General features: G+C 71.3%; 22 protein-coding genes. 13 read left to right on the forward strand and 9 right to left on the reverse strand.

Annotated features, from left to right (window positions below):
• The first annotated feature begins 147 nt into the window (after positions 1-147).
• Genes ppgS through ACQPYE_RS00770 form a run of 3 tightly spaced genes read left to right on the forward strand, consistent with a single transcriptional unit; the run spans position 148 to position 2,083 of the window.
• Positions 148-834, forward strand: a complete 687-nt coding sequence (ppgS, locus tag ACQPYE_RS00760) for a polyprenyl-phospho-N-acetylgalactosaminyl synthase PpgS (protein WP_498718577.1) — start codon at positions 148-150, stop codon at positions 832-834.
• A 2-nt stretch (positions 835-836) separates the two neighbouring features.
• Entirely contained in the window at positions 837-1,199 is a 363-nt protein-coding gene (locus tag ACQPYE_RS00765; RefSeq protein ID WP_498718578.1) for a DUF2304 domain-containing protein, read from the forward strand.
• Complete coding sequence (locus ACQPYE_RS00770) at positions 1,196-2,083, forward strand: glycosyltransferase (protein ID WP_498718579.1); 888 nt, start codon at positions 1,196-1,198, stop codon at positions 2,081-2,083. Before ACQPYE_RS00765 ends, ACQPYE_RS00770 begins: the two co-directional genes overlap by 4 nt.
• A gap of 118 nt (positions 2,084-2,201) precedes the next feature.
• On the opposite strand, the gene ACQPYE_RS00775 is transcribed toward ACQPYE_RS00770, so the two are convergent.
• Both ACQPYE_RS00775 and ACQPYE_RS00780 read right to left on the reverse strand, forming a co-directional pair.
• Complete coding sequence (locus tag ACQPYE_RS00775) at positions 2,202-3,482, reverse strand: lipopolysaccharide biosynthesis protein (RefSeq protein ID WP_498718580.1); 1,281 nt, start codon at positions 3,480-3,482, stop codon at positions 2,202-2,204.
• An 82-nt stretch (positions 3,483-3,564) separates the two neighbouring features.
• Positions 3,565-5,634 (reverse strand): DUF6541 family protein, encoded by a 2,070-nt coding sequence (locus ACQPYE_RS00780; protein ID WP_498718581.1) that lies wholly within the window; start codon positions 5,632-5,634, stop codon positions 3,565-3,567.
• 238 nt (positions 5,635-5,872) lie between these two features.
• Between ACQPYE_RS00780 and glf the strand changes: the two genes are divergently transcribed.
• From glf to ACQPYE_RS00795, 3 genes are all read left to right on the forward strand, one after another.
• The gene (glf, locus tag ACQPYE_RS00785; protein ID WP_498718582.1) at positions 5,873-7,060 is read left to right on the forward strand and encodes a UDP-galactopyranose mutase; all 1,188 of its coding nucleotides are present in this window, start codon (positions 5,873-5,875) and stop codon (positions 7,058-7,060) included.
• Positions 7,061-7,067: 7 nt separating this feature from the next.
• A complete protein-coding gene (locus tag ACQPYE_RS00790) occupies positions 7,068-8,939 on the forward strand; it encodes a glycosyltransferase (RefSeq protein WP_498718583.1) in 1,872 nt (623 codons plus the stop codon).
• Positions 8,940-9,028: 89 nt separating this feature from the next.
• Positions 9,029-10,885 carry a glycosyltransferase gene (locus ACQPYE_RS00795; protein WP_498718585.1) on the forward strand — a complete coding sequence of 619 codons (1,857 nt, stop codon included), beginning with the start codon at positions 9,029-9,031 and terminating at the stop codon, positions 10,883-10,885.
• Between the two features lie 648 nt (positions 10,886-11,533).
• Here the strand turns inward: ACQPYE_RS00795 and ACQPYE_RS00800 are convergent.
• From ACQPYE_RS00800 to ACQPYE_RS00825, 6 genes are all read right to left on the reverse strand, one after another.
• A complete protein-coding gene (locus tag ACQPYE_RS00800) occupies positions 11,534-11,746 on the reverse strand; it encodes a hypothetical protein (protein WP_498718586.1) in 213 nt (70 codons plus the stop codon).
• A gap of 96 nt (positions 11,747-11,842) precedes the next feature.
• Complete coding sequence (glfT1, locus tag ACQPYE_RS00805; RefSeq protein WP_498718587.1) at positions 11,843-12,739, reverse strand: galactofuranosyltransferase GlfT1; 897 nt, start codon at positions 12,737-12,739, stop codon at positions 11,843-11,845.
• Between the two features lie 9 nt (positions 12,740-12,748).
• Positions 12,749-13,564 (reverse strand): galactan export ABC transporter ATP-binding subunit Wzt/RfbE, encoded by an 816-nt coding sequence (wzt, locus tag ACQPYE_RS00810; RefSeq protein WP_498718588.1) that lies wholly within the window; start codon positions 13,562-13,564, stop codon positions 12,749-12,751.
• An 18-nt stretch (positions 13,565-13,582) separates the two neighbouring features.
• Positions 13,583-14,509, reverse strand: a complete 927-nt coding sequence (gene wzm, locus ACQPYE_RS00815) for a galactan export ABC transporter permease subunit Wzm/RfbD (protein WP_498718589.1) — start codon at positions 14,507-14,509, stop codon at positions 13,583-13,585.
• A gap of 59 nt (positions 14,510-14,568) precedes the next feature.
• Positions 14,569-15,420 (reverse strand): class I SAM-dependent methyltransferase, encoded by an 852-nt coding sequence (locus tag ACQPYE_RS00820; RefSeq protein WP_498718590.1) that lies wholly within the window; start codon positions 15,418-15,420, stop codon positions 14,569-14,571.
• A 93-nt stretch (positions 15,421-15,513) separates the two neighbouring features.
• Entirely contained in the window at positions 15,514-16,065 is a 552-nt protein-coding gene (locus ACQPYE_RS00825) for a bacterial proteasome activator family protein (RefSeq protein WP_498718591.1), read from the reverse strand.
• Positions 16,066-16,178: 113 nt separating this feature from the next.
• Here ACQPYE_RS00825 and ACQPYE_RS00830 point away from each other — a divergent pair, with 113 nt between their 5' ends.
• Together ACQPYE_RS00830 and ACQPYE_RS00835 are read left to right on the forward strand one after the other, a co-directional pair.
• Positions 16,179-17,378: a cysteine desulfurase-like protein gene (locus tag ACQPYE_RS00830; RefSeq protein ID WP_498718593.1), complete on the forward strand. Its 1,200-nt coding sequence runs from the start codon at positions 16,179-16,181 to the stop codon at positions 17,376-17,378.
• A gap of 30 nt (positions 17,379-17,408) precedes the next feature.
• On the forward strand, positions 17,409-18,050 hold the full coding sequence (locus ACQPYE_RS00835; protein ID WP_498718594.1) for a class I SAM-dependent methyltransferase: 642 nt from the start codon (positions 17,409-17,411) through the stop codon (positions 18,048-18,050).
• A gap of 5 nt (positions 18,051-18,055) precedes the next feature.
• Here the strand turns inward: ACQPYE_RS00835 and ACQPYE_RS00840 are convergent, their stop codons facing one another.
• On the reverse strand, positions 18,056-19,024 hold the full coding sequence (locus tag ACQPYE_RS00840; RefSeq protein ID WP_498718595.1) for an NAD(P)H-quinone oxidoreductase: 969 nt from the start codon (positions 19,022-19,024) through the stop codon (positions 18,056-18,058).
• Positions 19,025-19,080: 56 nt separating this feature from the next.
• Between ACQPYE_RS00840 and ACQPYE_RS00845 the strand changes: the two genes are divergently transcribed.
• From ACQPYE_RS00845 to ACQPYE_RS00865, 5 genes are all read left to right on the forward strand, one after another.
• Positions 19,081-19,728 (forward strand): GNAT family N-acetyltransferase, encoded by a 648-nt coding sequence (locus ACQPYE_RS00845; protein ID WP_498718596.1) that lies wholly within the window; start codon positions 19,081-19,083, stop codon positions 19,726-19,728.
• Between the two features lie 63 nt (positions 19,729-19,791).
• Positions 19,792-21,318, forward strand: a complete 1,527-nt coding sequence (locus ACQPYE_RS00850) for a M28 family peptidase (RefSeq protein ID WP_498718597.1) — start codon at positions 19,792-19,794, stop codon at positions 21,316-21,318.
• A 155-nt stretch (positions 21,319-21,473) separates the two neighbouring features.
• Positions 21,474-23,078 carry an SdrD B-like domain-containing protein gene (locus ACQPYE_RS00855; RefSeq protein ID WP_498718598.1) on the forward strand — a complete coding sequence of 535 codons (1,605 nt, stop codon included), beginning with the start codon at positions 21,474-21,476 and terminating at the stop codon, positions 23,076-23,078.
• A gap of 110 nt (positions 23,079-23,188) precedes the next feature.
• A complete protein-coding gene (locus ACQPYE_RS00860) occupies positions 23,189-23,788 on the forward strand; it encodes a class I SAM-dependent methyltransferase (RefSeq protein WP_498718599.1) in 600 nt (199 codons plus the stop codon).
• A gap of 182 nt (positions 23,789-23,970) precedes the next feature.
• Entirely contained in the window at positions 23,971-25,317 is a 1,347-nt protein-coding gene (locus tag ACQPYE_RS00865; RefSeq protein ID WP_498718600.1) for a hypothetical protein, read from the forward strand.
• Positions 25,318-25,473 lie beyond the last annotated feature (156 nt).

Consider the following 25,473-nt stretch of genomic DNA (forward strand, 5'->3'; position numbering starts at 1 on the left):
GGAAGCACCAGCACGGCCGCGAGCGGCGTCGACTCCGGACGCTTGTCGTGCGGCTGCTGGGCGTACCCGAGGCAGTGTAGATGTCCGGGGTTGCAGTACTCTTCGTGCCACCTTCGTCCATCTTGCAGTGGTATCTGGAGACCTCTTGTGACCGACTGGTCGGAAGTGTGGCTCGTCGTCCCGGTCTACAACGAGGGACAGGTCATCGAGGACGTCGTGCGGCACGCACGGGAGACGTTCCCGAACGTGGTGTGCGTGGACGACGGCAGCCGTGACAACTCCGCCGACGGCGTTCGCGCAGGTGGGGCCCACCTGGTCCAGCACCCGGTGAACCTGGGTCAGGGCGCGGCGATCCAGACCGGCATCGAGTACGCGCGCAAGCAGCCGGGCGCCGAGTACTTCGTCACCTTCGACGCCGACGGCCAGCACCGCGTCGAGGACGTGCTGTCGATGCTGGAGCGGCTGCGCGCCGAGCCGCTGGACATCGTCGTCGGCACCCGGTTCCACGGTGACACCGCGCACATCCCGTGGATCAAGCGGGTGGTGCTCAAGACGGTCGTGATGCTCAGCCGCCGCACGCGCAAGCTCGGCCTGACCGACGCGCACAACGGGCTGCGGGTGTTCAACCGCGCCGTCGCCGAGCGGATCAACATCACGCTGAACGGCATGGGTCACGCGTCGGAGATCGTGGAGATGATCGACCACCACAAGTGGCGCGTGGCCGAGGAGCCGGTGACGATCCTCTACACCGAGTACTCCATGGCCAAGGGCCAGTCGCTCATCAACGGTGTCAACATCCTGTTCGACACCATGCTCAAGAGCAAGGCGCACTGATCATGCTGATCCAGTACATCCTGGTCCTGTTCTCGTTCGCGGTGCTGCTGCTGTTCCTGCGCAAGCGCGGGACGACGAAGTCGGCGGCGAGCGTGAAGCTCGCGTTCATGCTGTTCGTGGTGTTCGGCATCTACGCCGTGCTCCGGCCGGGCGACGTGACCGTGGTGGCCGGGTGGCTCGGTGTCGGCCGCGGTACCGACCTGCTGCTGTACGCGCTGGTCGTGGTGTTCACCTTCACCACCCTGAACGCCTACCTGAGGTTCAAGGAGCTGGAGCTGCGCTACGCGCGGCTGGCGCGGGCCATCGCGCTGCGCCAGGCCGAGCCCCCGGTCCCCGCCGGCCAGGGTCCCGCGGAGCGGTCATGAGCATCCACTTCATCGTCCCCTACTACCTGGACCCGCGCTTCCTGATCGAGCTGGTCGACAGCGTCCGCAAGCAGACCAGCGACCAGTGGCGGCTGACCATCGTCGACGACCGGTACCCGGACACGACGGCGGAGGAGCACGTCCTCGCGCTGGGCGACCCGCGCATCGAGTACGTGCGCAACACGCGCAACCTCGGCGCCACCGCCAACGTGAGCCGGTGCATGACCCTGGGCAAGGAGGAGTACCTCGTCGTCATGGGCGCCGACGACGCGTTGGAGCCCAGGTACGTGGAGGTCGTCCTCGACGCGTTCAAGCGGTACCCGAACGCCGTCATGGTGCACCCCGGCGTGATCGTGGTCGACGGCGAGAGCCGGCCGACCGACAGCCTGGCCGACAAGATCAAGCGGGTGGCCGCCCGGTCGGCGTGGAAGGAGCGCGAGCTGGACGGCCCGGCCGCCGCGCAGAGCCTGATGAACGGCAACTGGCTGTACGTGCCGGCCATGGCGTTCCGCAACGACGCCGTGCCCAGGATCAAGCGGCTCGGCGAGTTCGGCTCGATCGCCGACCTGGCGTGGTCCATCGACATGCTCATCGGCGGCGGCACCCTGGCGCTGGACCCGACACCGGTGTTCCGCTACCGCAGGCACGCGGCCAGCCACTCCTCGATCGGCGCGCACAGCGTGCGGCGGTTCGAGGAGGAGCAGCGCTACTACGCCGCGGCGGCTGAGCAGCTCAACGCGGCCGGCTGGCACAAGGCGGCGCGCGCCGCACGGCTGCACCTGCTCTGCCGCGGCCACATCACCAAGTCGGCGCTCGACGCCGCGCTGGCGCGTGACCTGAAGCTGGCCAAGTCGCTCGCGGGCCGGGCGATCCGCCGGGTGTGATCCCGTCGGCCGGGCTTGCCCGGCCGACGCACCGGGCCACAGCGCCCGGCCGCTGTCCCCGGTCCGTCTCCGGTCCGGCCGGGCGTCGGCTGCCGGGCGTCGGCTGCCGGGCGTCGGCTCAGGAAGGCTCGCTGGTTCCGCTCGCCGCGCCGGCCGTCGACGCCCGGCGGAGCGCGGCCCTCAGCCCCAGCAGCATCACCAGCAGGGTCAGCAGGGGCCCGACGGTCTGCGCCAACGCCGCGACGAACGGCGGGTCACCCGGCAGGGTGACCATCACCAGCGTGGCCACCGACCCGACCGCCCAACCGAGCGTGATGATGTTGTCGCGCCCCAGCGCGACCAGCGCGGGCTGCGCCACGAACGCCCCGATGAGGATGACCGTGCTGATCGCGAGCAGCATGGTGACCGCGGTGGCCGGGTCGACCTTGGTGCCCATGAACGTGCGCAGCAACCACGGCCCCACCAGCGTGAACACCGCGGCGTACACCAGGCCGAGCCCGCAGAGCACGGCCAGCGCGAGCTTGATCCGGCGCGCGACGAACGCGTGGTCGCCCTTCGAGGCCGCCGCGGTCAGGCTCGGCAGCAGCATCGTCTGGATCGGGTACAGCAGCAGCAGCGGGATGCGGGCGACCACCACGGCCTGGCCGAACGCCAGCGCGACCACGCTGTCCAGCGGCAACCGGGAGTTGACCGCGAGCGGCGCCAGGTTGGGCAGCAGCTGGGAGAGCAGCGTGGCCGCCGCCAGCGCGGCGAGCGCCTTGCCCACCGGCGGCACCGAGACCGCGGGCGACGTCGGCGCGGAGGTGGACCGCCCCTTCGGCAGCCAGAGCAGCCCGGCCAGCGTGGCGAGCACCGACCCGCCCAGGTACGCGAGCCCGAACAGCCACGCCTCGGACGCCTGGAGCACGACCAGCAGCCCGCACAGCCCGAGCCGCACGCCGCCCTCGACGGTCAGCGTCACCGCGTAACCGCTGAACCTCTGCAAGCCGGCCAGCAGGCCGCGCACCACGCTCAGCGCCGCGATGAGCGCCGGCGTCGCCAGCACCTCGGCGAACAGCAGCCAGTCGCCGCCGAGCGTGCGGTCGACCGCGAACGGCGCGAGCAGCAGGAGCACGGCGACGACCACCGCCGCCAGGCTCCCGCCCGACGCGCACACCCGGCGCACCACCGCCCGCACCGGCTGCCCGGAGGCGACGGCACGGCTGGTCACCTGCTCCAGGGCGGCGAAGATGCCCGGCCCGATCACGTTGACCACGAAGTAGAGGGTCACCGCCAGGTTGGCCTGGTCGGTGCTCAGCGTGTGACCCGTCAGCGCCACGAACAGGTAGCCGGCCAGCCCGAACACGCCGAGGCCCACGGCCATCTGGACGGACGGGCTGAAGAATCGCCGAAGGGTCATCGAGGTCGACACCTGCCACACGGTAGGGGTGCGGGCCACGCCGCCGGCCGACCGGGTCCACCCGCGGTCCGCGGCGCGGTGCTCAGCGTGACGCCACCGGGTTCCCGGCGTCGCACGCGGACAACCGGTACAGCTTCACGGTGCCCTTCTGGGCCAGCAGCTCGAAGCCCGGGTCCGAGGTCGAGACCCGCAACCCCGGGTAGTCCTTGTTGCGCGCGTCGTGGGGCCAGAACGTCCGGTTCGCCATGAGCAGGTAGCGCACGCCCAACCGCTCGGCCGCCCGGCACACCTCCGGGTCGCGGCCCGCGTCGTCCAGGTTGGCCGCCAGGTACTCCTGCTCGGCGCTCCACGGGATGTTGGCGTGCGGGAACAGCGCCCGGCGGCTCACCTCGGCGAGCATCACCGTGCTGCCGTCCCACGGGTTGTTGGCGACCAGGGCGTCCTCGGGCAGCTCCGCCTCCAGCTCGGGCAGGAACTCCAGCTCGGTCCGGTCGACCAGCGTGGACCTCTGCGGCACGTCCTCGACCGCGTACGTCCCCGCCACGATGCCCGTGTTGGTCCCGACGTAGAAGAACTTGGTCAACGGCGCCAGCGCGAGCAGCACCACCAGGCTCAGCACGGTCGGCGTGCGCAGCAGGGACCGACGTCCGGCGGTGACCTGGCCCTCGGCGGCGCCCGCGGGCACCATCCCCGCCGACACCGTCCCGGGCGGCACGGTCGCCGCCGGCGCGGGCGCCTTGGCGAGCAGCGCGCCCAGGTGGTCGGCCAGCCTCGTGATGCCCAGCACGGCGAGCGGCACGGCGGTGAGCGGCAGCATCGCGGCGAGCCGGAAGGAGTCGTTGTACCAGTAGCCGGTGATGAACTGGGTGCTCGGCCGGTTGATCGAGGCCGTCACCACGTAGAGGAACGCGGTGCCGGCGAACGCCGCCACCAGCCACCGGCTGGTCCGCAGCCGCCACGCCACCACCGCGCCGATGACCGCCACCAGGGACAGCGCCCACAGCGCGGGCTTGCCGTTCGGCGCGCTGAGCAGGGCCTCGCCGACCGCGCGGGCGGGCGTCTCGAACGGCGGCCAGACGTGGCTGCGCACCTCGGCGAACATCGGCGCGCGCGCCACGTAGGCCCACGCGCCGAGGAAGAGGAGCGCCGCGACCGACACGCCGGTCACCGCGCGGCCGGTGCGACCGGCGCGGCGCAGCCGCAGCGCCCACCGCAGGACGCTGGTGGCGATCGGGAACAGGCACACCACGATCAGGCTGAACACCGTGTTGGGGTGGGCGAAGGCGCAGGCCACGACCACCAGGGGGGCCAGCGCCATCGCGCGGCGCCTGCCGATGACGTCCTCCCTGGCCAACGACGTGGCGGCGAGCACCATGGCGACGCCGGCGGGCGCCAGGGCGAGGCCGAGCAGGTTCGGCCACAGCACGCCGAAGCCGAGCAGCCCCCAGGGGAACGCGGTGAACGCGACGCTCACCGCGCCGGTCACCGCCATGGCGGCGGTCGAGCGGCCGACGAGCTGGCGCACCAGCAGCATGCAGCTCAGCGGCCAGACGAGCATCGAGATGGCGCCCGCGACGAGGTTCGCGGCCGTCGCGATCGGCACGCCCGTGCTCAGCACGACCAGCGTGGTGAGGCCGTGCCAGCCCGCCGGGTAGAACGTGCTCGGGGTCGCGACGTTGCCCAGCGTGCCCATGGCCATGGACGAGGCGTTGCCCGAGTCGAGGATGTGCGCGAGCGCGCTGTAGTGGAAGATCGCGTCGTAGGTCTGGGACAGCTGGTCCGGCTGCCCCACGCCCTGGACCAGCACGTACCAGCCGATCCCGATCGCGGGCAGCAGGCCGAGGGCGGCGGCGGCCAGCACCCGGCGCGGGTCCGTCGCGCGTGGTGGCGCGACCCGCCACAGCAGCAGCGACACGACCGCGGCCAGCGCGACGACCACGGCGGTGGCGCCCAGCACGACGAACGGCGACCACCGCAGGCCGACCTTGTCCGCCAGCACGGCGGTGAGCGGCACGATGAGCATGCTCAGCGTCGGCGCCATGCCCCAGGCCGACAGCCCGCGCAGGCCGATCGCGTACGAGAGCGCCGCGCCGGGACCGACCAGCCACGCCGCGGTGACGAGCGCGACCGGCACAACGTCCAACCAGCTCATGTCCCTGCTACCCCGCCGTCGTAGAGATGCGTGAGGCACCCCACCGGTGGCGTGAGCGGACACCGGACAGCGTGACCGTGCCAGGCGCACGGTGCTGTGACATCGTGGTACGGCCTCGCGGCGGAGTGTACCGACGGGGACTCGCCGATCACCCTCCAGGCCGGTCGGCCGGTGCGCGGCCCGGCTCCGGGTGGGTACCCGCCGACCCGATCGCCCGGCGCGACTATCCTCGGGCCCCGTGAGCTTCGCTGGATTTGACCTGATCGTCGTCGGTTCCGGGTTCTTCGGCCTCACGGTCGCCGAACGGACCGCATCACAGCTCGGCAAGCGCGTGCTCGTGGTGGAACGCCGCGCGCACATCGGCGGCAACGCCTACTCCGAGCCCGAGCCGGAGACAGGCATCGAGGTGCACCGGTACGGCGCGCACCTGTTCCACACCTCCAACAAGCGGGTGTGGGACTACGTCAACCAGTTCACCGAGTTCACCGGGTACCAGCACCGGGTGTTCGCGATGCACGCCGGGCAGGCCTACCAGTTCCCCATGGGCCTGGGCCTCATCTCGCAGTTCGTCGGCCGCTACCTGAGCCCGGAGGAAGCCCGCGCCTGGGTGACCGAGCACGCCGCCGAGATCGACTCCAAGGACGCGAAGAACCTGGAGGAGAAGGCGATCTCGCTCATCGGCCGCCCGCTGTACGAGGCGTTCGTGCGCGACTACACCGCCAAGCAGTGGCAGACCGACCCGAAGGAGCTGCCCGCGGCGGTCATCAGCCGCCTGCCGGTGCGCTACACCTTCGACAACCGCTACTTCAACGACACCTACGAGGGCCTGCCCGTCGACGGGTACACCGCGTGGCTGGAGCGGATGGCCGACCACCCGAACATCGAGGTGCGGCTCGACACCGACTACTTCGACGTCCGCGACGAGATCCCGGCCGGCACGCCCGTCGTCTACACCGGACCGCTCGACCGCTACTTCGACTACAGCGAGGGCTGGCTCGGCTGGCGCACGCTGGACTTCGAGCAGGAGGTCCTGCCGGTCGGCGACTTCCAGGGCACGCCGGTCATGAACTACAACGACGCCGAGGTGCCGTACACCCGGATCCACGAGTTCCGGCACTTCCACCCCGAGCGCGAGTACCCGTCGGACAAGACGGTCATCGTGCGCGAGTTCTCCCGCGCGGCCGAGAAGGACGACGAGCCGTACTACCCCATCAACACCGCCGAGGACCGGGCCAAGCTGGAGCGCTACCGCGAGCTCGCGCGCGAGGAAGCCGCCCAGCGTAACGTCGTCTTCGGTGGTCGACTGGGCACCTACAAGTACCTGGACATGCACATGGCGATCGGTTCCGCGCTGAGCGTGTTCGACAACAAGATCGCCCCGCACCTGACCTCCGGTCGGGCGCTGGACGGTTCGCTGGAGGACTGAGTCAGTTATGTCGGGCAACTCCACCCTCGTCGAGCACGAGGCACCGGAGAAACTGCTGGCGCAGCGTGGCCTCTTCGCCGGGCCGTCGCAGATCGTCTCGGAGGACCTCTACGCCGAGATCTCCCAGGGCATCGCCGACCGCGAGCGGCACCGCATGGTCGTCCACCCGCACGCCACGGTGTCGCTGAACACCTACTTCGGCCGGTTCCCGGCCACGTACTGGCAGCGGTGGTGCGTCAGCCCCGAGGTGGAGCTGAGCCTGACCCTGACCGGTTCCGGCACCGTCTCCGTCGTGGCCTCCGACGCGGAGGGCGAGTCCCGGATCGTCGTCGCCGAGCAGGTGACCGACGCGGCGGGCCAGGTCGTCACGCTGACGGCCAGGATCGACAAGTTCACCGACGGCGGCGCGCTCTGGTTCGACGTCGTCACCGGTGAGCACGAGCTGGTCGTCGAGCACGCCCGGTGGACCGTCGCGCCGCCCGAGCGGGTCCGCCCGACCGCGATCGTGATCTGCACGTTCAACCGGGTCGAGGACTGCCTCAACACCATGGCGGCCCTCGCGTCCGACCCCGAGCCGCTGGGCCTGGTCGACGCCGTCTACGTGGTGGACCAGGGCAGCGACCCGGTCGAGTCGCGGTCCCGGTTCGCCGAGGTCGCCGCCGCGCTCGGGGACAAGCTGCGCTACATCCGCCAGCCCAACCTCGGCGGCGCCGGCGGCTTCACCCGCGGCCTGTACCAGGTCATGGAGGTCGACCACGCCGAGAACGCCAACGTGCTGTTCATGGACGACGACGTGCTGTGCGAGCCGGAGATCGTGGTCCGCACGACCGCGTTCGCGAACCGCACCGCGCAGCCGGTCATCGTCGGCGGCCAGATGCTGTACCTGCTGCACCCGAACCACCTGCACGTGGGCGCGGAGTACGCCAACCTCGACACGCTGGCCCCCGGCCAGGTCGTGGAGGGCGCGCTGCACGACGCCGACCTCACCGGGTACGACGAGGAGACCGGCAAGCGCAACGTGCAGGACCGCCGGGTCGACGCGGGCTACAACGGCTGGTGGTCGTGCCTGATCCCGTCGGAGATCGTCAAGGCGGTCGGCTACCCGCTGCCGCTGTTCTTCCAGTGGGACGACATCGAGTACGGCTACCGCGCGCGGGCCCACGGGTTCGCCACGGTCACGCTGCCCGGCGCGGGCGTGTGGCACGCCGACTTCCACTGGAAGGACTGGGACGACTGGCACCGGTACTTCAACCTGCGCAACGCCCTGATCACCTCGGCGCTGCACAGCCAGTTCGACCCGAAGCGGATCTGCCGGTCCATGGCGGCCCAGCTCGCCACCTACCTGGTCGGCATGCAGTACGGCCTGGCGGCGACCCAGCTCAAGGCCATCGAGGACTTCCTCAAGGGTCCCGACATGCTGCGTGACGGCGGGGTCCAGGCGGCGGCGGACATCCGCAAGCTGCGCGCCGAGTACCCCGAGACGGTCAAGCACCCGGCGTCGGAGGTGCCCGGCATCTCCTCCGGCGACCTGCCGCTGATCTCGGCGCCGCCCGCGCCGCGGCTGTTCGCGCCGGTGCTGGCCAAGCGCGTGGTCAACCAGCTGCTCGGCCGCAGCGTGCACGACGTCGGTGCGGTGGCCGCGGGCGACTCGGCGTGGTGGCACGTGTCGCTGTTCAACACCGCCGTGGTCACCGACGCGTCCCAGGAGGGCGTGCGGGTCCGGCGGCGCGACCGCGAGCTGGCCATCCGGCTCGGCAGGCAGGGCACCAAGCTGCTCAAGGAGCTGTACCAGCGCGCGCCCGAGATGCAGCGGGCCTACCGCGACTCGATGGACGAGCTGACCAGCCGCGAGAACTGGCGGCGCTTGTACGACCTGTGACCGGTGAGCGGGGCGGCCCTGAGCGGGTCGCCCCGCTGCCGTTCACCCCTCTTCTTCTCCCTCCCGCGCTTCTCACCTGGGGACCTTCAGTGGACGCAGTGCACCGGATCATCCTGCCGAGGGACGACGACCCGCTCGACGTCCGGCCGATGTACCTGGACGAGCCGGAGAACGTGCACTGCCAGGTCGACTCCCGGCGCGGGCTGACCGTGCCCGAGCACGCCAAGGTGTCGTTCGCGACGTACTTCAACGCGTTCCCGGCCAGCTACTGGAAGCGCTGGACGGTCGTCGACGAGGTCGTGCTGCGGATGCGCGTGCGCGGCTCCGGCCGGATCGACGTGTACCGGTCCAAGCCGAGCGGCGACGTCGTGCACCTGGAGGGCTCGTTCGTCCGGGACGCGGCCGACTGGACGTCGCTGGAGTTCCCGGTGTCGCTGCGGCCGTTCGAGGACGGCGGGCTGATCTGGTTCGACGCGTTCACGCACGAGACCGCGCTGGAGATCCAGGACGCCGAGTGGGCCGTGCGCTCGCCGTTGCCGGTGCAGAAGGTCGCGGTCAGCATCACCACCATGCGCCCGCACGACGCGGTGGAGGCGTTGCGGGCGCTGGGCAGCGACCCGGCCGTGCTCGACGTCGTGAGCAACGTCTTCGTGGCCGACCAGGGCGCGGTGAAGGTGCGCTCGGTGGCGGGCTTCGCGGAGGCGGAGGCCGGGCTGGGCGGCCGGCTGGAGGTCATCGAGCAGGACAACCTGGGTGGCGCCGGCGGGTTCACCCGGGGCATGTTCGAAGCGGTCGAGCACACCGACGCCGACCAGATCATGCTCATGGACGACGACATCCGGCTGGAGCCGGAGGCCGTGCTGCGGTCCAACGCCTTCGCGCGGGCGGCGGCGTCACCGGTCATCGTCGGCAGCCACATGCTGAACCTCCAGGCCAGGACCAGGCTCCACAGCACGGCGGAGATCGTCGACCTGGGCACGTGCTTCTGGCGGGCCGCGCCGGGCGCGGTGACCGACCACGACTTCGCCGTGTCGTCGCTGCGCGAGACGCCCGAGCTGCACCCCAGGGTCGACGCCACCTACAACGGCTGGTGGATGTGCCTGTTCCCGCGCGAGGTCGTCGAGCGGACCGGCTACCCGCTGCCGCTGTTCATCAAGTGGGACGACGCCGAGTACTCGTTGCGGGCGCTGGAGCACGGCTACCCGACGGTGTCGCTGCCGGGTTCGGCGGTGTGGCACATGCCGTGGACGGACAAGAACGACTCGACCGACTGGCAGGCCTACTTCCACACCCGCAACCGCCTCGTGCTGGCCGCGCTGCACAGCCCGTACGACGTGCGCAACGGGATCGTGAAGCACGGGTTGAAGCTGTCGCTGCGGCACCTGCTGTCGATGGAGTACTCCACGGTGGCGTTGCAGCAGAAGGCGATCGAGGACTTCCTGGACGGTCCCGCCGGCCTGTTCGACTCGCTGCGCACGGCGCTGCCGATGGTGCGCGCGCTGCGTGAGGAGTACAGCGACGCCCAGCGCCTGGACTCGGCCCGCGAGTTCCCGCCGCCCACGTTCGACATGGTGCGGGCGGAGGCCCTGCTCCGGCCCTCCAAGGGCAAGGCGACGATCGCCGTGCGCGCGGCCAAGTCCGTCCTGCACAACCTGCGCCCACCCCAGGCCTCCGCCGGCGACCGCCCGCAGCTCAACGTGCCCGCCCTGAACGCCCGCTGGTTCCTGCTCGGCAACCTGGACAGCGCCACGGTCTCCACCGCCGACGGCACCGGCGTCGCCTTCTACAAGCGCGACCCCGACCAGTTCCGCTCCCTGATGGCACGTGCCGTGCGCAACTACCGCAGGCTCGGCAAGGAATGGCCCCGCCTGCGCCGGCAGTACCGCTCCGCCCTGCCCGACCTCACCTCCGCCGAGCAGTGGCGAAAAGCCTTCGAGAATCGCTGAAAAGTCCGAAAGGCTCAAGGGCTCAAGGGCTCAAAAGATTAAAGCATGTCCTCGCCGGACGGGCAGATCAGCAGGATGACTCCTCGTCGGGTGGTTGTGCTGCGGGTCCGTTGTGGGTCCGGTGTCCGTGTCATCCCACCGACCTCCACAAGGGCTACCACGCGTATCAAGGGGGCGGTTCCAGCGGAAAGGTTCCTGGTGGCAGGGGATGTGCCCCCTTGACACGCGCGGTAGGGCTGCGCCAGGTCGGCGGGATGACACGAACCCCTCCTTTGGGAGGAAGGGCCTGTCAGTGGACCGGTGGAGGGCGGGCCGGGGTCATCCCGCGTGGGCCGGGTGCCGGACCCGCTGCCACTGCCGGCACTGGTTGTTGCAAATAGAGGGGTTCGTGTCATCCCGCCGACCTGGCTTTGCCCTGCCGCGCGTGTCAAGGGGGCGTGGTGAAGGCTTGCCTGCGGCGTCGACTGGGGGCGCCCCCTTGATGCGTGTGGTAGCCCGGAGGGAGGTCGGTGGGATGGCACGTACCCCGGACCCACGACGGACCCGGCGCTTGATCGCCTGGTCGGGGTCATCCTGCTGATCTGCCCGTCCGGCGAGGACATGCTTTTAAGCTTTTAATCTCTCGACATCTCTCGACATTTCTCGGCATCACTCGAAATGAGCCGCCACGACGTGGCTGAAGTTCACCACGAACTCGGCGCCGTCGATGGTCTGGATGGACTGGGTGTGGCCATTCCGCACGACCTGGATCAACCGGGAGCCGAGGTCGTCGGCGACCTCCGGCGACACTCTGATCGTGATCGGGTTGGAGTTCGCGGCCAGGTGCAGCACCAGGGCGCTCTTACGCGCTTCAGAAGTCATGCCGCACAGCCCACCAGTCCTGCCCCGAACAAGCAACACCGGTTCACCGTCAGCGATTCCGCGTCGAGCTGAACCCGGCACCGACGCGGCCTCGCGTCACTTCCGGAAAAAACGTTCCCGCTGTCCCAGTCGCACGAGCTTCAACCACTCCAGGAACGCCTTCGGGTCGCGCCGCACCCCGATGAAGTACAGCCCGAACCGGAACGCCTCCAGCAGGCCCAGCTTCCGCATCCCCGGCTGCGACAGCAGGTAACCGCGGTTCCGGTAGGTGTAGTAGCGCTTGATCGCGTTCTCGGGGTCCTGCGCGTGGAACCGGCCGCCGAGCATCGGCTTGAACTCGTCCGACCCGTCCGGGTGCAGGTAGGCGACCTTCAGCGAGGTGCCGAACGGCAGACCGGTGCGCACCAGCCGCCGGTGGATCTCCACCTCGTCACCGCGGAAGAACAACCGGTAGTCCGGCACGCCGATGACGTCGACCGTGGACGCCTTGAACAGCGCCCCGTTGAACAGCGACGCGATGCCCGGCAGGAAGTCGGTGCCCAGCTCGGCCGCGTTCCGCTTCCAGGTCAACCCGCGCCGCAACGGGAACGCGAGCTTCTCCGGCCGCTCGATGTTCGTCACCACCGGCGAGATCGCGGCCAGCTTGCGCCGCGTCGCCTCCTCCAGCAGCACGGCGAGCACGGTCTCGTCGGCCGGCCGGCCGTCGTCGTCGGCCAGCCACAGCCAGTCCGCGCCCAGCGACAGCGCGTGCAGCATCCCCAGCGCGAACCCGCCCGCGCCGCCGAGGTTGCGGTGCGAGGCCAGGTAGGTGGTGGGGATCGGGCACTGCGCGACCAGGTCGTCCACCGGCTGGTCGGGCCCGTTGTCGACGACCACCAGGTGGTCGAGCGGCCGGGTCTGCGACGCCAGCACCTTCAACGAGTCGGCCAGCAGCTCCCGCCGGTGCCGGGTCACCACGACACCGACGACGGAGCCCTGCGGCAGTGCGCCCACGACGCTCACCTACTCGCCACCGTTCCCGCTCAGCACCCGCGGCTGACCGATCCGCTCCAGCGTCTCCGGGGCCATGTTCTCGAACGGGTCACGCCCCTTGTAGGAGGTGAGCACCTCCCGGAGCGAGCCCTGCATCTTGACCTTGCCCTCGTCCATCCAGATCGCGGTGGAGCAGAACTCGGCGAGGAAGTCGTCGGAGTGGTTCGCGAACACCAGGATGCCGGACCGCTTGACCAGGTCGTTCATCCGGTCCCGCGCCTTGGCCATGAACGCCGCGTCGACCGCGCCGATGCCCTCGTCGAGGATCAGGATCTCCGGGTCGATCGACGTCACGATGCCCAGCGCCAGCCGCACGCGCATACCCGTCGAGTAGGTGCGCAGCGGCATCTGCAGGTAGTCGCCGAGCTCGGTGAACTCGGTGATGTCGTCGACCCGCTTCTCCATCTCCTTGCGGCTCATGCCGAGGAACAGACCGCGGATCATGATGTTCTCGTACCCGGAGATCTCCGGGTCCATGCCGACACCGAGGTCGAACACGGGCGCGACCTTGCCGACGACGCGCGAGCTGCCCCGCGTGGGCTCGTAGATGCCCGCGAGCAGCCGCAGCAGCGTCGACTTGCCGGCGCCGTTGTGGCCGACGAGGCCCACCCGGTCACCGTGCCGCAGCGAGATGTTGATGTCGTGCAGGGCTTCGATGATCGGGACCCGGCCCTCGGAGCCGATCTTGCCGCCGACCTTGCCCAGCGCGAGCTTCTTCAGCGACCTCGACTTGGCGTCGAAGATCGGGAAGTCGACCGAGGCGTTCCAGACGTCGATGCTGACCATGATGTGTTGCGGCCTCACTCAGACCCAGTAGGAGACGCGGGCACGGTAGTTCCGCATCGCGATCAACGCCAGTCCCCACCCCACGACGGTGAACGCGCCGACGACCACCCAGTGGTGCCAGTCCTGCGCGTGCCCGAGCATGGGCGCCCGGACGATCTCCACGTAGTGGTAGATGGGGTTCAGCTCGGCGATCAGCATGCGCCAGTCGCCGTCGCCACCGCTGCCGTCGCCGCCGGTGACCTTGTTGAGCACGCCGACGTGCCACACGATCGGCGTCATGAAGAAGATCAGGTTGATGAAGCTGCTGATGACCGGCGGGATGTCGCGGAACCGGGTGCTGATGATGCCGAACAGCAGCGCCACCCACACCGCGTTGACCACGATGAGCGCGAGCGCCGGGATGGCCAGCAGCACCGTCCACGACAGGCCGGGTTGGACGATCTTGTCGCCCTCCATCTGGTAGCTCTCGCTCAGCGTCGGGAAGAAGATCACGAGGACGACCAGGTAGACGACCATGTTGTGCATGAGGAACAGCGTCTGCCGCCACACCATGCGCAGCACGTGCACCGTTATGGGCGCGGGCAGGTGCTTGATCAGGCCTTCGTTGGCGATGAAGACCTCGGTGCCCTCGGTCACCACGCCGAGGACGAAGTGCCAGATGATGAACCCCGCCGTCACGTACGGCAGGAAGGTGCCCAGCTCCTGGTTGAACAGCTGGGAGTAGAGCAGGCCGAGCGCGAGCGCGGTCGTGCCCATGGAGATGGTGATCCACAGCGGGCCGATGACCGACCGGCGGTAGCGCTGCTTGATGTCCTGCCACCCCAGGTGGCCCCACAGCTCCCGCTGCCGCCAGGCGTCGCGCACGTCGCCGAACGCGCGCGCGAAGGTGCGCGAGTTGGGTGCCAGGGGAGCGGGTGGTCGCTCGACCGTACTCGTGGGTTGCACGAGTAAGGAGACTACCGGCGACGGGGTGGTGGTCCTGTCGCCGGGCTGTCACGGTGCGGTCACCGCTGCTGCGGGGCCTCCGGCACACCGGTTACCTTCATGATCACCTGTTCGTGGTCGTACGTGTACCCGCAGTAGTCGAACTCGATCCCGGTGAGGTCGACGTACTCGGACCACGCCTTGTGCTCGTGGTCCTGCCACCCCGGGTAGTTGAAGTACTCGTCGAAGACGATCACGCTGCCGGGCACCAGCCGGGGGCCCACCAGCTCCAGCACGGTCTTGGTCGACGAGTACAGGTCGCAGTCGACGTGCAGGAACGACACCGGGCCGGTGTGCTCCTCCAGGAAACCGGGCAGGGTGTCGTCGAACCAGCCGACGACCAGCTCCGCGCCGTCCACGTCGGGCAGGCCGTCCATGCCGAACAGGCCGGCCGGGAAGCCGTTGCGCCAGTCCTCGGGCAGGCCCTCGAACGAGTCGAAGCCGTACACGTCGCGGCCCTCGTACGCGGTGGCGATCAGCTTGAGCGTGCCGCCGGTGTAGACGCCGAACTCCAGCGCCATGCCCTCGGCCGAGACCAGGCCGAGGGCGTGCTCCAGCGTGGCGTGCGGGTGGCCGAAGTGCGGCGCGGTCGGCAGGTGCCTGCGGATGAACCGGGCGCTCTCCTTGGCCGCCTCCTGCTCGCCCGCGAACACCAGGTCGCGCCGGGCGCGGATCTCGTGCTGGACCGTCGCGTCGACCGCCCGGTCCGCCTGTCTGCGCAGCTCCTGGAGCTCCTGCTGGAGCAGGGCGATCCGCTCGGCCTGCTCGCGGTGGTAGGGGCGCACCGCTTCGTCGATGACCCGCAGGATCTTGCCGCGCACGCGCTTGCGGACCTCGTCGACGATCGGGCTGTGCCGGACTTTGTCGAGCACCTGTCGGCTCCTCTCGCGGGTGTGGCGGTGAACACGGTCGGGCAGCGCGGTGCCCGTTGTCCAGCCCCGCGACCTCAACGCCGCACCGGAACGTTACAAGTACTGACCAGTGCCCCGGATGTGCGGACCACCCTCGACGTCGGCGTGGCCGGATCCGGCGGGCAGGGCGCGACCGCGCATCTGCTCCAACTGGACGCGCGCGGCCATCTGCTGGGCGAACAGGGCCGTCTGGATGCCGTGGAACAGGCCCTCCAGCCAGCCCACGAGCTGGGCCTGGGCGATCCGCAGCTCCGCGTCGGACGGCGTGCCCTCCTCGGTGAACGGCAGGGAGAGCCGTTCCAGCTCGTCGCGCAGCTCCGGCGCCAGGCCGTCCTCGAGCTCGTCGATGGACCGCTTGTGGATCTCCTTGAGGCGGTTGCGGCTGGCCTCGTCGAGCGGCGCCGCGCGCACCTCCTCCAGCAACTGCTTGATCATCGTGCCGATGCGCATGACCTTCGCCGGCTGCTCGACCAGGTCGGTCACGTCCTGACCGCCCGCTCCGTCGCCGCCCGGCACCCGTGCGGTTCCCACCGGCGTGCCGTCCGGGCCGACCACGACCACGTGCCGCTCGTTCTCCAGCTGATCATCTCGGGGTGCCTCGCTCATGCCTCCCATCCTGGCCCGATCGGGTGGCGAACGCCGAACCGGGTCACAGATCGGGTGGCAAACCTGCGGCCCCTGCTGTCGCTCCCGCCGACGTCCTCCGTACGGTGTGCGGCATGGCGTTCGACGTCGCCCGGGTCCGTGGGCTGTTCCCCGCGCTCGGCGACGGCTGGGTTCACCTGGACGCTCCGGCGGGGATGCAAGTACCCGAACAGGTGGCCACGGCCGTCTCCACCGCGCTGCGCGCACCCGTCTCCGGGCCGGGTGGCATCTTCCCCGCCTCGCAACGCGCCGAGGCGATCGTCGACGCGGCCAGGCGCGCGGTGGCCGACCTCGTGGGCGCCGACCCGGCCGGCGTCGTGCTCGGCCCGAGTTCGGCCGTGCTGCTGCAACGGCTGGCCGACGCGCTGTCCGAGGGCTGGTTCCTGGGCGACGAGGTCGTGGTGTCGCGGCTGGACCACCCGGGCAACATCGCGCCGTGGCAGCGGGCCGCGCAGCGCACCGGCAGCGTGGTGCGGTGGGCCGAGGTCGACATCGAGACGTGCGAGCTGCCCGCCTGGCAGTACGACGACCTGGTCACGCCCAAGTGCAAGCTGGTCGCGGTGACGGCCGCGTCCGGCTCCGTGGGCACCCGGCCGGACCTGCGCAAGATCGCCGAGGCCGCCCGCCGCACGGACGCGCTGGTGGTGGTGGACGCCTCCTCGGCCGCGCCGTTCGTGCCGCTCGACATCACGTCCATGGACGCCGACGTGGTGGCGGTGTCGGCGAACAACTGGGGCGGGCCGCCGGTCGGCGCGCTGGTGTTCCGCGACCCGTCGATGCTCGACCTGCTGCCGTCGGTCGCCGTCGAGCCGGGCGCGCGGGGTCCCGAACGCCTGGAACTGGGCCCGCACGCCTACCCGCTGCTGGCCGGTCTGGTCGCATCCGTCGAGTACCTGGCCGGTCTGGACGACGCCGCGGTGGGCCCGCGACGCGAGCGCGTGCTCACCTCGCTGGGCTCGGTGAAGGCCTACCAGGCCGGACTTCTGGCTAACCTCATCAACGAACTGCGATCGCTCCGTCACGTCATGGTGATCGGCGACGCCATGCGGCGGGTGCCCGCCCTGGCGTTCACGGTGGCCGGCGTGAAGGCGACCGACGGCGTCGGGCACCTCTCCGAGCGCGGCGTGTGCGCGTTCGCCGACTCGGGGCAGCACGGCGTGTTCTCGGTGCTGGGCGTCGGCGAGGTCGGCGGGGCCATCCGCGTCGGCCTGGCGCACTACACGAACGCGGTGGAAGTGGACGAGCTCGTGCGGGCGGTCGCCGAGCTCGGCTGAGGTCGGGTCGCGCGGAGACCGGGGGGCTGGGTGGACGACCTGCTGTCGCGGGAGCTCGCCGACCTCGCCGCACGGCACCGGCTGGCGCCCCTGATGACGGAGTACCTGCCCGACACGGCGCACGAGCTGCGCCCCGCCGCGCTCGCGGCCGTGGTGGACGAGGTGCTGCTCGGGTCGCGGACCGTGCTGGTGGAGTGCGGGTGCGGCGCGTCGTCGGTGGTGCTGGCCCGGCTGCTCGCGCGGCGCGGGTTCGGCCACCTGCTGTCGGTCGAGCACGACGAGCGCACGGCGGCGTTCGTGGCCAGCCAGCTGCGCCGCGAGGGCCTGGGCCACGTGGCCCGCGTCGTGCACGCGCCCCTCACACCCCACCCGGCGGCGCTCGGCGACGCCCGGTGGTACCACCCGCAGCTCGTGCACGACGAGGTGTCGGCGTACGTGGAGCGCCACGGCCTGGTCGACCTGCTGCTCGTGGACGGCCCGCTGCCGGGCGACGCGCGGTACCCGGCGCTGCCGGTGCTGCGGGGCGTGCTCGCGCCGGGCGCGGCGGTCCTGGTGGACGACGCCGAACGCCCAGGCGAGCAGACCGTGCTGGTGCGGTGGGCCGAGGAGTTCGCCCTGCGCTTCCGCACCACCCCGCGCACCTCCCTCGCCACCTCCACCGCCCTGGAGTGACCGGGTCAGACCGCCAGCACCAGCTTGCCGAACACGTCGCCGCCCTCCAGCGCGCGGTGGGCGTCGGCGGCGCGGTCGATCGGCAGGACGTCGTGCACGACGGGCTCGACCTGCCCGGACGCGATCAGCGGCCACAGGTGCTCGCGCACCTCGGCCACGACGCGGCCCTTGCCGTTCGGCCCGTCCACCGGCCGGAACCGCAGTCCCGTCGCCGTCACGCTCGCGCGCTTGGCCAGCAGCTTGCCGAGGTTCAGCTCCGCCTTCACCCCGCCCTGCATCCCGATGACGACCAGCCGCCCGTCCGGCGCGAGGACGTCCAGGTTGCGGTCCAGGTAGGCGGCGCCCATGTTGTCCAGCACCACGTCCGCCTGCCCGACCTCGGCCACGAAGTCCTGCTCGCGGTAGTCCACCAGGACGTCCGCGCCCAGCTCGGCGCACCGCCGCAACCGCTCCGCCGAGCCCGCCGTGACGGCGACGCGCGCGCCGAGCGCCTTGGCGACCTGGATGGCGTGCGTGCCGATACCGCCCGCGCCGCCGTGCACGAGGAACGTCTCCCCGCTCCGGAGACCGGCGACCATCACCACGTTCGACCACACCGTGCACGCGACCTCGGGCAGCGACGCCGCCGTCACCAGGTCGACGCCCGCCGGCAGCGGCAGGAGCTGGGCGGCCGGGACGACCACCCGTTCCGCGTACCCGCCGCCGGCCAGCAGCGCGCACACCTCGTCACCGACCCGCCACCCCGTGACGCCGTCGCCGAGCGCCGCGACCGTGCCCGAGCACTCCAGGCCCAGCACGTCCGACGTGCCCTTCGGCGGCGGGTAGTGGCCCTGGCGCTGGAGCAGGTCGGCGCGGTTCACGGCGGTCGCGGCCACGTCCAGCAGCACCTCGCCGGGGCCCGGTTCGGGATCCCGAACCTCCGTCCAGGCCAGCACGTCCGGTCCGCCGGGTTCCCTGATGGTGATCGCGCGCATGCTCCGAACGGTAATCCGGTCGCACACCCGACGCCCGGTCGTCACCATCGACGGGCATGGACCACTGGCCCTTCCACCACCTGGTGCTGCGCACACCGCGCCTCGAACTGCGGCCCGACGACGACGAGGGCCTGGTCGAACTGGCGGAGCTGGCGCTCGACGGCGTCCACCCGCCGGAGCGGATGCCGTTCGGCGTCGAGTGGACCGACGCGCCGCGCGACCGGCTCGGCCTCAACACCCTCCAGCACTACTGGCACGAGCGCTCGACGCTCTCGCCGCGGCGGTGGACGGTGAACTTCGTCGTGCGGCTGGACGGCCGGGTGGTGGGCGTGCAGTCGCTCGGCGCGGACGACTTCCCGGTCCTGCGCGAGGTCACCAGCGGGTCGTGGGTCGGGCTGCGGCACCAGGGGCGCGGCGTCGGCACGGAGATGCGGGCCGCCGTGCTGCTGTTCGCGTTCGACCACCTCGGCGCGGTGGCGGCGCGGTCGAGCGCGTTCGACGACAACCTCGCCTCGCACGGCGTGAGCCGCAAGCTCGGCTACCGGCCGGATGGCACGTTCACCCAGGTCAGGAGGGGTGAGCCGGCTCGGCAGACCCGTCTGCTGGTCACCCCGGGCACGATCCGGCGACCGGACTGGGCCTTGGCGGTGGCCGGTGTCACGCCGTGCTTGCCCCTGCTCACAGGGCGACAACCAGCCGAGTGACGGATTGCGCTCGCCCCCGCGACTTGTGAGGGTTCGGCATCCGAGTGAAGGGGAAACTCGATCATGTCAGGTAGAACCGGGATTCGACGCGCGGTGGTCCTCGCGGCGTCAGCGTCCCTCGCACTGGTCGCCGTGCCGGGCGCCAACGTCGCTTCGGCGGCGGCGCTGGACGGGCCGAAGCTGGCCAAGAACCTCACCAAGAACGTCACCGCGGAAGGGGTCAACCGCCACCTGATCGCCTTCCAGCGCATCGCCGACCGCAACGGCGGCAACCGCGCCGCGGGCACGTCCGGCTACGACGCCAGCGTCGAGTACGTGGCGGGCAAGCTGCGCGGCGCGGGCTTCGAGGTGTCGACGCCGGAGTTCACCTACCCCGTGCAGATCACCGACGCCGCGACCGCGAAGGTCGGCTCGACCACGTACGAGAACATCCCGCTGGAGTTCTCGCCGCAGACGCCGGCCGGCGGCGTCACCGGCCCGCTGCGCGTCGTGCCCGAGGACGAGACCCCGGGCTGCGAGGCGACCGACTTCGCCGGGCAGGACTTCACCGGCTCGATCGCCCTGATCCGCCGCGGCTCCTGCACGTTCGACGTCAAGCACCGCAACGCCGCCGCCGCGGGCGCCATCGCGGTGATCATCTCCAACAACCGCGAGGGCGCCCTGTCGGGCGTCACGCTCGGCGCGCCGGGCGTCGTGCCCACCGGTGGCGTCACCCAGGCCGACGGCACCGCGCTGGCCCAGCTCGGCGGCCAGGCCGTGACCGTCGACCTGCGCTACCACGAGGAAGACCACATCTCGCGCAACGTGATCGCGCAGACGAAGACCGGTCGCACGGACAACGTCGTGATGGCGGGCGCGCACCTCGACAGCGTCGAGAACGGCGCGGGCATCAACGACAACGGCACCGGTTCGGCCGGCCTGCTGGAGACCGCGCTGAAGCTCGGCGGCTCGCCGAAGGTGAACAACGCGGTGCGGTTCGGCTGGTGGGGCGCGGAGGAGCTCGGCCTGGTCGGGTCGACGAAGTACGTGCAGGCGCTGACGTTCGAGCAGCAGCTCGACATCGCGCTGTACCTGAACTTCGACATGATCGGCTCGCCGAACGCGGCGTACTTCGTCTACGACGGCGACGACTCCGACGCGGTCGGCGCGGGCGCGGGCCCGTACGGCTCGGGGCAGATCGAGCAGGCGTTCGTGGAGTACCTGACGGTCGAGAAGGGCGTGCAGACCGAGGGCACCGACTTCACCGGCCGCTCGGACTACGGCGAGTTCATCGCCCAGGGCATCCCGGCCGGCGGTCTGTTCACCGGCGCCGAGGGCGTCAAGACCGATGCGCAGGCGGCGAAGTGGGGCGGCACGGCCGGCGCCGCCTACGACCCGAACTACCACGGTTCCGGTGACAACCTGGGCAACGTGGACCGCGTCGCCCTGGACCGCAACGCCGACGCGTTGGCGTGGGTGACGGCCTCGTACGCGATCAGCACGGAGAGCGTGAACGGCGTGCCGGCGCGGTCGGTGCGGGCCGCGGCGCGCGCGGCGGCGGCGCGTTCGCTGCACGTGGAGCACCACCACTCGCACGCCGACGTGGCGTAGATCACGGCTGGACGGGTAACGGAGGCCGGTCTCCCCCACGGGAGGCCGGCCTCCTCCCGTTCCCCAGAACGGTCCACAAAGGATGGACGGGTGCGGTGGTGATCGAGGTCGGTTAGGTTGCCGCCAACCGATTCCACCACCCAGGGGGCCTGGTCTTGACTTCCTCCCAGCGCGTGGTCGCGCGAAGATCCCTTGCCTTCGCCGCGGCGCTCGCGGTCACCGCGACCCTGTCCGTCGCGGCCCGCGCCCAGGAGCCGGCCACCGCGGCCGAGCCCGTCGCGCCGGCCGCCACCGGAGCGCCACCGGCCCAGGCCCAGGCCCAGCCCGCTGCCGCTGCTGCCGCCCAGCCGAGCGGGTCGCAGCCGACCGGGTCGCAGCCGGCCGCCGCGCCCGCGACCTCGTCGCCCGCTGCCGCCGCCGCCCGGCTCGCGATCTCGGCCACCGTCGGCGCGGGCCCGTTCCTGGTCGGCGAGCAGATCCCGGTCGAGGTGACGGTCTCCAACACCGGTGACGCCGACGCCACCGGCGTGAAGGCCTCCGGGTACTCGAGCGCCGGGTCCGACTTCTTCATCCAGTCCGCCGAGTGGGGCGAGCTGGCCACCTGGCCCGGCCCCGGCACCACCCTCCCCGCCGGGCAGCGGCGCGTCCTCACCGTCCGCGGCGAGGTCCAGGGGTGGAGCGGCGCCGCACCGGTGGTGAAGTTCCTCGTCTGGCAGGGCAACGCCTCGGTCGCCGAGCACACGCTGCCGCTCCCGGTCCGCGACCCGAACTCCGCCTCGGACGTCCTGGCCGGTCTCGTCTACGGCGACCGCAACGGCAACGGCGCGCCGGACGCCGGCGAGGGGCTCCAGGGCGTCCGGGTCACCGCCGCCACGAACGGCTCGCCGTGGGTGAGGCTGGAAGCGACCACCGGCGCCGACGGCCGGTTCCGGTTCGCCGACCTGTCGGTCCAGGTCTACGCGGTGTCCGTGGACAACGCGCCGGACGGCTGGGTCGTCGAGTCGCGCTACTCGCGCGTCGCGGTGGACGGGACCGGCTCGGCCGCGACCGTGCTGCTGCGCGCCACGCGGCCGACGAGCGACGTGCTGGCCGCGGCCATGCGGTTCACCCGGGACGCCTACCGGGTCGGCGACCAGGCCGAGGTCGAGGTGACGTTGACCAACCGCGGCGCCGCGGACCTGACCGGCGTCAAGGCCGCCTGCGACCGCGTCGGCGGCGGAGGGCCGGAGCTGCGCGACGTCGTCCTCGGCGACCTGGGCTGGGACGCGCCGGGCGTGACGGTGCCCGCGGGCCAGTCGCGCGTGCTCACCATGACCGGCCGCGTCTCCGAGGCGACGGCCGAGTACGGCGCGGTGAACCACGTCTGCGACTTCGGCCCGGAGCCGGACTCCGAGGGCCGCCCGCAGGCCTACGCCCTGGCCAAGGTGCCCGGCCCGGCCGTGGCGCTCCGCCTGGCCTTCCACCACGACGCCGACGGCGACGGGCGGGGCGAGCCGGAGGAGATGGTCCCCGGTCTGGCGATCGTCCTCAGGGACGCGGTCACGGGCCGGGTCGCGGCCGAGGGCCGGACCGACGCGGAGGGCCGCGTGCGCTTCGACGACCTGCCCTCGGGCCCGTACCGGGTGCGCGTCTACGGCGCGTGGCAGCAGCGCGGCGACGGCATCGTGTTCGCGGGCACCTGCGGCAACTGCCAGGCCGAGCTCTGGACCGACGTCGGCCCCACCCCGGACGTGACGAACACGCGTCGTGGCGGCAGGTGAGCAGGCGAACCGCCCGGACCCGGTGACCGGTCCCCCGCGGTGACCGGTCTGACCACGGTGAATTCCGCAGTGGTGGTGTCCGGGGTCTCGGCGTCGGCTACGGTACGACCGTGGACAAGACTGACGGTCAGGACTACACGGACCGGCTCGCGCGCCTGCAGAACCTGCCCTGGAAGCGTGTCCTGAACGTCCAGGCCCCGTACCGGTGGAACGTGCGCCGCATCTTCGGCGAGCGGGAGGTGCTCGACGTCGGCTGCGGCATCGGGCGCAACCTCAAGCACCTGGAGCCCAACGGCGTCGGGGTGGACCACAACCCCCATTCGGTGCAGACCTGCCGGGACATGGGCCTGACGGCGTTCACCACGGACGAGTTCTTCGAGACCGAGTACGCCAAGCCCGGCCGCTTCGGCGGCATCCTGGCCGCGCACCTGGTCGAGCACATGCCGCGCCCGCAAGCCGTGGAGATCCTGCGCGGCTACGTGGAGTTCCTCGCGCCCGGCGGCCTGCTGGTGCTCATCTGCCCGCAGGAGAAGGGTTACGCGTCGGATCCCACGCACGTGGCGTTCACCGACCTCGACGGCCTCGCGGACGTGACCTCCCAGCTCGGGCTGGTCGAGCGCGACCGCATGTCGTTCCCGTTCCCCAGGTCGGCCGGGAAAGTGTTCACGTACAACGAATTCGTGCACATCGCAGCGAAACCCGAGAACTGAGAAACCGACCTCAATTCGCTTTCGGCCGTCGTATCCCTGAGGTAGTGTCGCGCCCGTTCGGTCGAGTCGGGGGCTCGTCCCACAGGGGGGTCGCGCTTTGCGCTGCCAATGTCCGCGTGTCTCTGTCACGGACTGGCTGTAGACCGACGCCTTAATTCACTGTGCCATCAGGAAAGAGGATCATGCGTCGTTCCGCAGCGCTGCTGGTCGCCACCGCGGCGACCGCCGCCGTGGTGGCGGTCGCGGCTCCGGCCACCGCCGAGCCCGCGTCCGTCCACAATGGAGACCAGGTCGCCCGCACCGAGCTGTCGCTCGACCGCGCCGGCCGCACCGGTCGCCCGTACGGCACGAAGGCGACCGAGGCCAACGGCCAGGAGGTCGAGGCCGAGGAGTACCTGGGCACGCGGTTCATCCCGACCGCGCCCAGACGCATCCTGGACACCCGCAGCGGCATCGGCCGCGGCGGCATCACCACGCCCGTCGGCGCGGGCGGCCGGATCGAGGTGCCCGTCACCGAGCTCCCGGCGTACACCCTCGCCGTGGTGCTGAACGTGACCGGCACGTCGCCGACCGCGAACACGTACGTGACGGTGTGGGACGGCGGCGCCGACGTGCCGCGTCCGGGCGTGTCGACCCTGAACCTGGTGCCGGGTGAGACCCGCGCCAACTCGGTCACCACCTGGGTGTCGCTCGACGACACGATCAACCTGTACAACAACGCGGGCAGCACCCACCTGATCGCCGACATCGCGGGCTACTACGTCTACGACAACCCGAACGTGGCGGTCACCCCCGGTCGGTACTTCGCCACCGGCCCGACCCGCGCGTACGACTCCCGCAACACCGGCGGCCCGTTCGGCGGCGGCGAGTCCCGCTCGGTCGACTTCAGCTCCTACGGCGTGCCCTCGGGCGCGACGGCCGTGGCGCTGAACATCACCGGCGTCAACGCGACCGCGAACACCTACGTGACCGCGTGGCCGTCCGGCTCGGCCCGGCCGACCGCGTCGAGCCTCAACCTCGGCCCGAACTCCGCCACGCCGAACGGCGTGACCGTCGCGCTGGGCTCCGACCGCAAGGTCAACCTGTTCAACAACGCGGGTTCGGTGAACCTGATCGTGGACATCACCGGGTACTACCTGCCCACCGAGACCGGTGGCGCGGACTTCTACCCGGTCACCCCCGGTCGCGCGTTCGACACCCGCGACAGCTCCGGCCCGATCTGGCCGGGCGAGACGCTGACGCTGCTCTACCTGGACGAGGAGCTGGCGCCGGGCAACAGCCTGCTGCTCAACCTGACCGGCACCGAGCCGACCGCCGACACCTACGTCACGCCGTTCCCGGCGGGCGAGAGCAAGCCCGGCACCTCGGCGCTGAACCTGGCGCCCGGGCAGACCTCGCCGAACATGGCCACGGTCCGCCTCGGCCTCGCCTACGACGACGAGAGCGGTGTGAACCGCCCGTCGCACGCGTTCTACAACAACGCCGGCTACACGCACCTGGTCATCGACGTGTTCGGCATCTTCGCCTGATCACCGCGCCCGCCGGGTGAGCACCCGGCACAGCGGCAGGACGCGCGGGGTCCCGGTCACCGGGGCCCCGCGCGTTCGTCTTCCCGGGAGGACTCGGCCAGGCCGTCCGGGCGCGTGGTCGGGGTGAGCGGACTGCCCGCCGACGACGCCCGTCGG

Origin of the sequence: Actinosynnema sp. CA-299493 (assembly GCF_050946825.1) — a bacterium.
Classification (GTDB): Bacteria; Actinomycetota; Actinomycetes; order Mycobacteriales; family Pseudonocardiaceae; genus Actinosynnema.

Excerpts from the sequence above, each read along its gene's own strand:
- ACQPYE_RS00770 (WP_498718579.1), top strand. The coding sequence starts at position 1,196 with ATGAGCATCCACTTCATCGTCCCCTACTACCTGGACCCGCGCTTCCTG.
- ACQPYE_RS00765 (WP_498718578.1), top strand. The coding sequence starts at position 837 with ATGCTGATCCAGTACATCCTGGTCCTGTTCTCGTTCGCGGTGCTGCTG.
- ACQPYE_RS00830 (WP_498718593.1), top strand. The coding sequence starts at position 16,179 with ATGGCGTTCGACGTCGCCCGGGTCCGTGGGCTGTTCCCCGCGCTCGGC.
- ACQPYE_RS00840 (WP_498718595.1), bottom strand. The coding sequence starts at position 19,024 with ATGCGCGCGATCACCATCAGGGAACCCGGCGGACCGGACGTGCTGGCC.
- ACQPYE_RS00850 (WP_498718597.1), top strand. The coding sequence starts at position 19,792 with ATGTCAGGTAGAACCGGGATTCGACGCGCGGTGGTCCTCGCGGCGTCA.
- ACQPYE_RS00845 (WP_498718596.1), top strand. The coding sequence starts at position 19,081 with ATGGACCACTGGCCCTTCCACCACCTGGTGCTGCGCACACCGCGCCTC.
- ACQPYE_RS00780 (WP_498718581.1), bottom strand. The coding sequence starts at position 5,634 with ATGAGCTGGTTGGACGTTGTGCCGGTCGCGCTCGTCACCGCGGCGTGG.
- ACQPYE_RS00775 (WP_498718580.1), bottom strand. The coding sequence starts at position 3,482 with ATGACCCTTCGGCGATTCTTCAGCCCGTCCGTCCAGATGGCCGTGGGC.
- ACQPYE_RS00825 (WP_498718591.1), bottom strand. The coding sequence starts at position 16,065 with ATGAGCGAGGCACCCCGAGATGATCAGCTGGAGAACGAGCGGCACGTG.
- ACQPYE_RS00790 (WP_498718583.1), top strand. The coding sequence starts at position 7,068 with ATGTCGGGCAACTCCACCCTCGTCGAGCACGAGGCACCGGAGAAACTG.
- ACQPYE_RS00865 (WP_498718600.1), top strand. The coding sequence starts at position 23,971 with ATGCGTCGTTCCGCAGCGCTGCTGGTCGCCACCGCGGCGACCGCCGCC.
- ACQPYE_RS00800 (WP_498718586.1), bottom strand. The coding sequence starts at position 11,746 with ATGACTTCTGAAGCGCGTAAGAGCGCCCTGGTGCTGCACCTGGCCGCG.
- wzt (WP_498718588.1), bottom strand. The coding sequence starts at position 13,564 with ATGGTCAGCATCGACGTCTGGAACGCCTCGGTCGACTTCCCGATCTTC.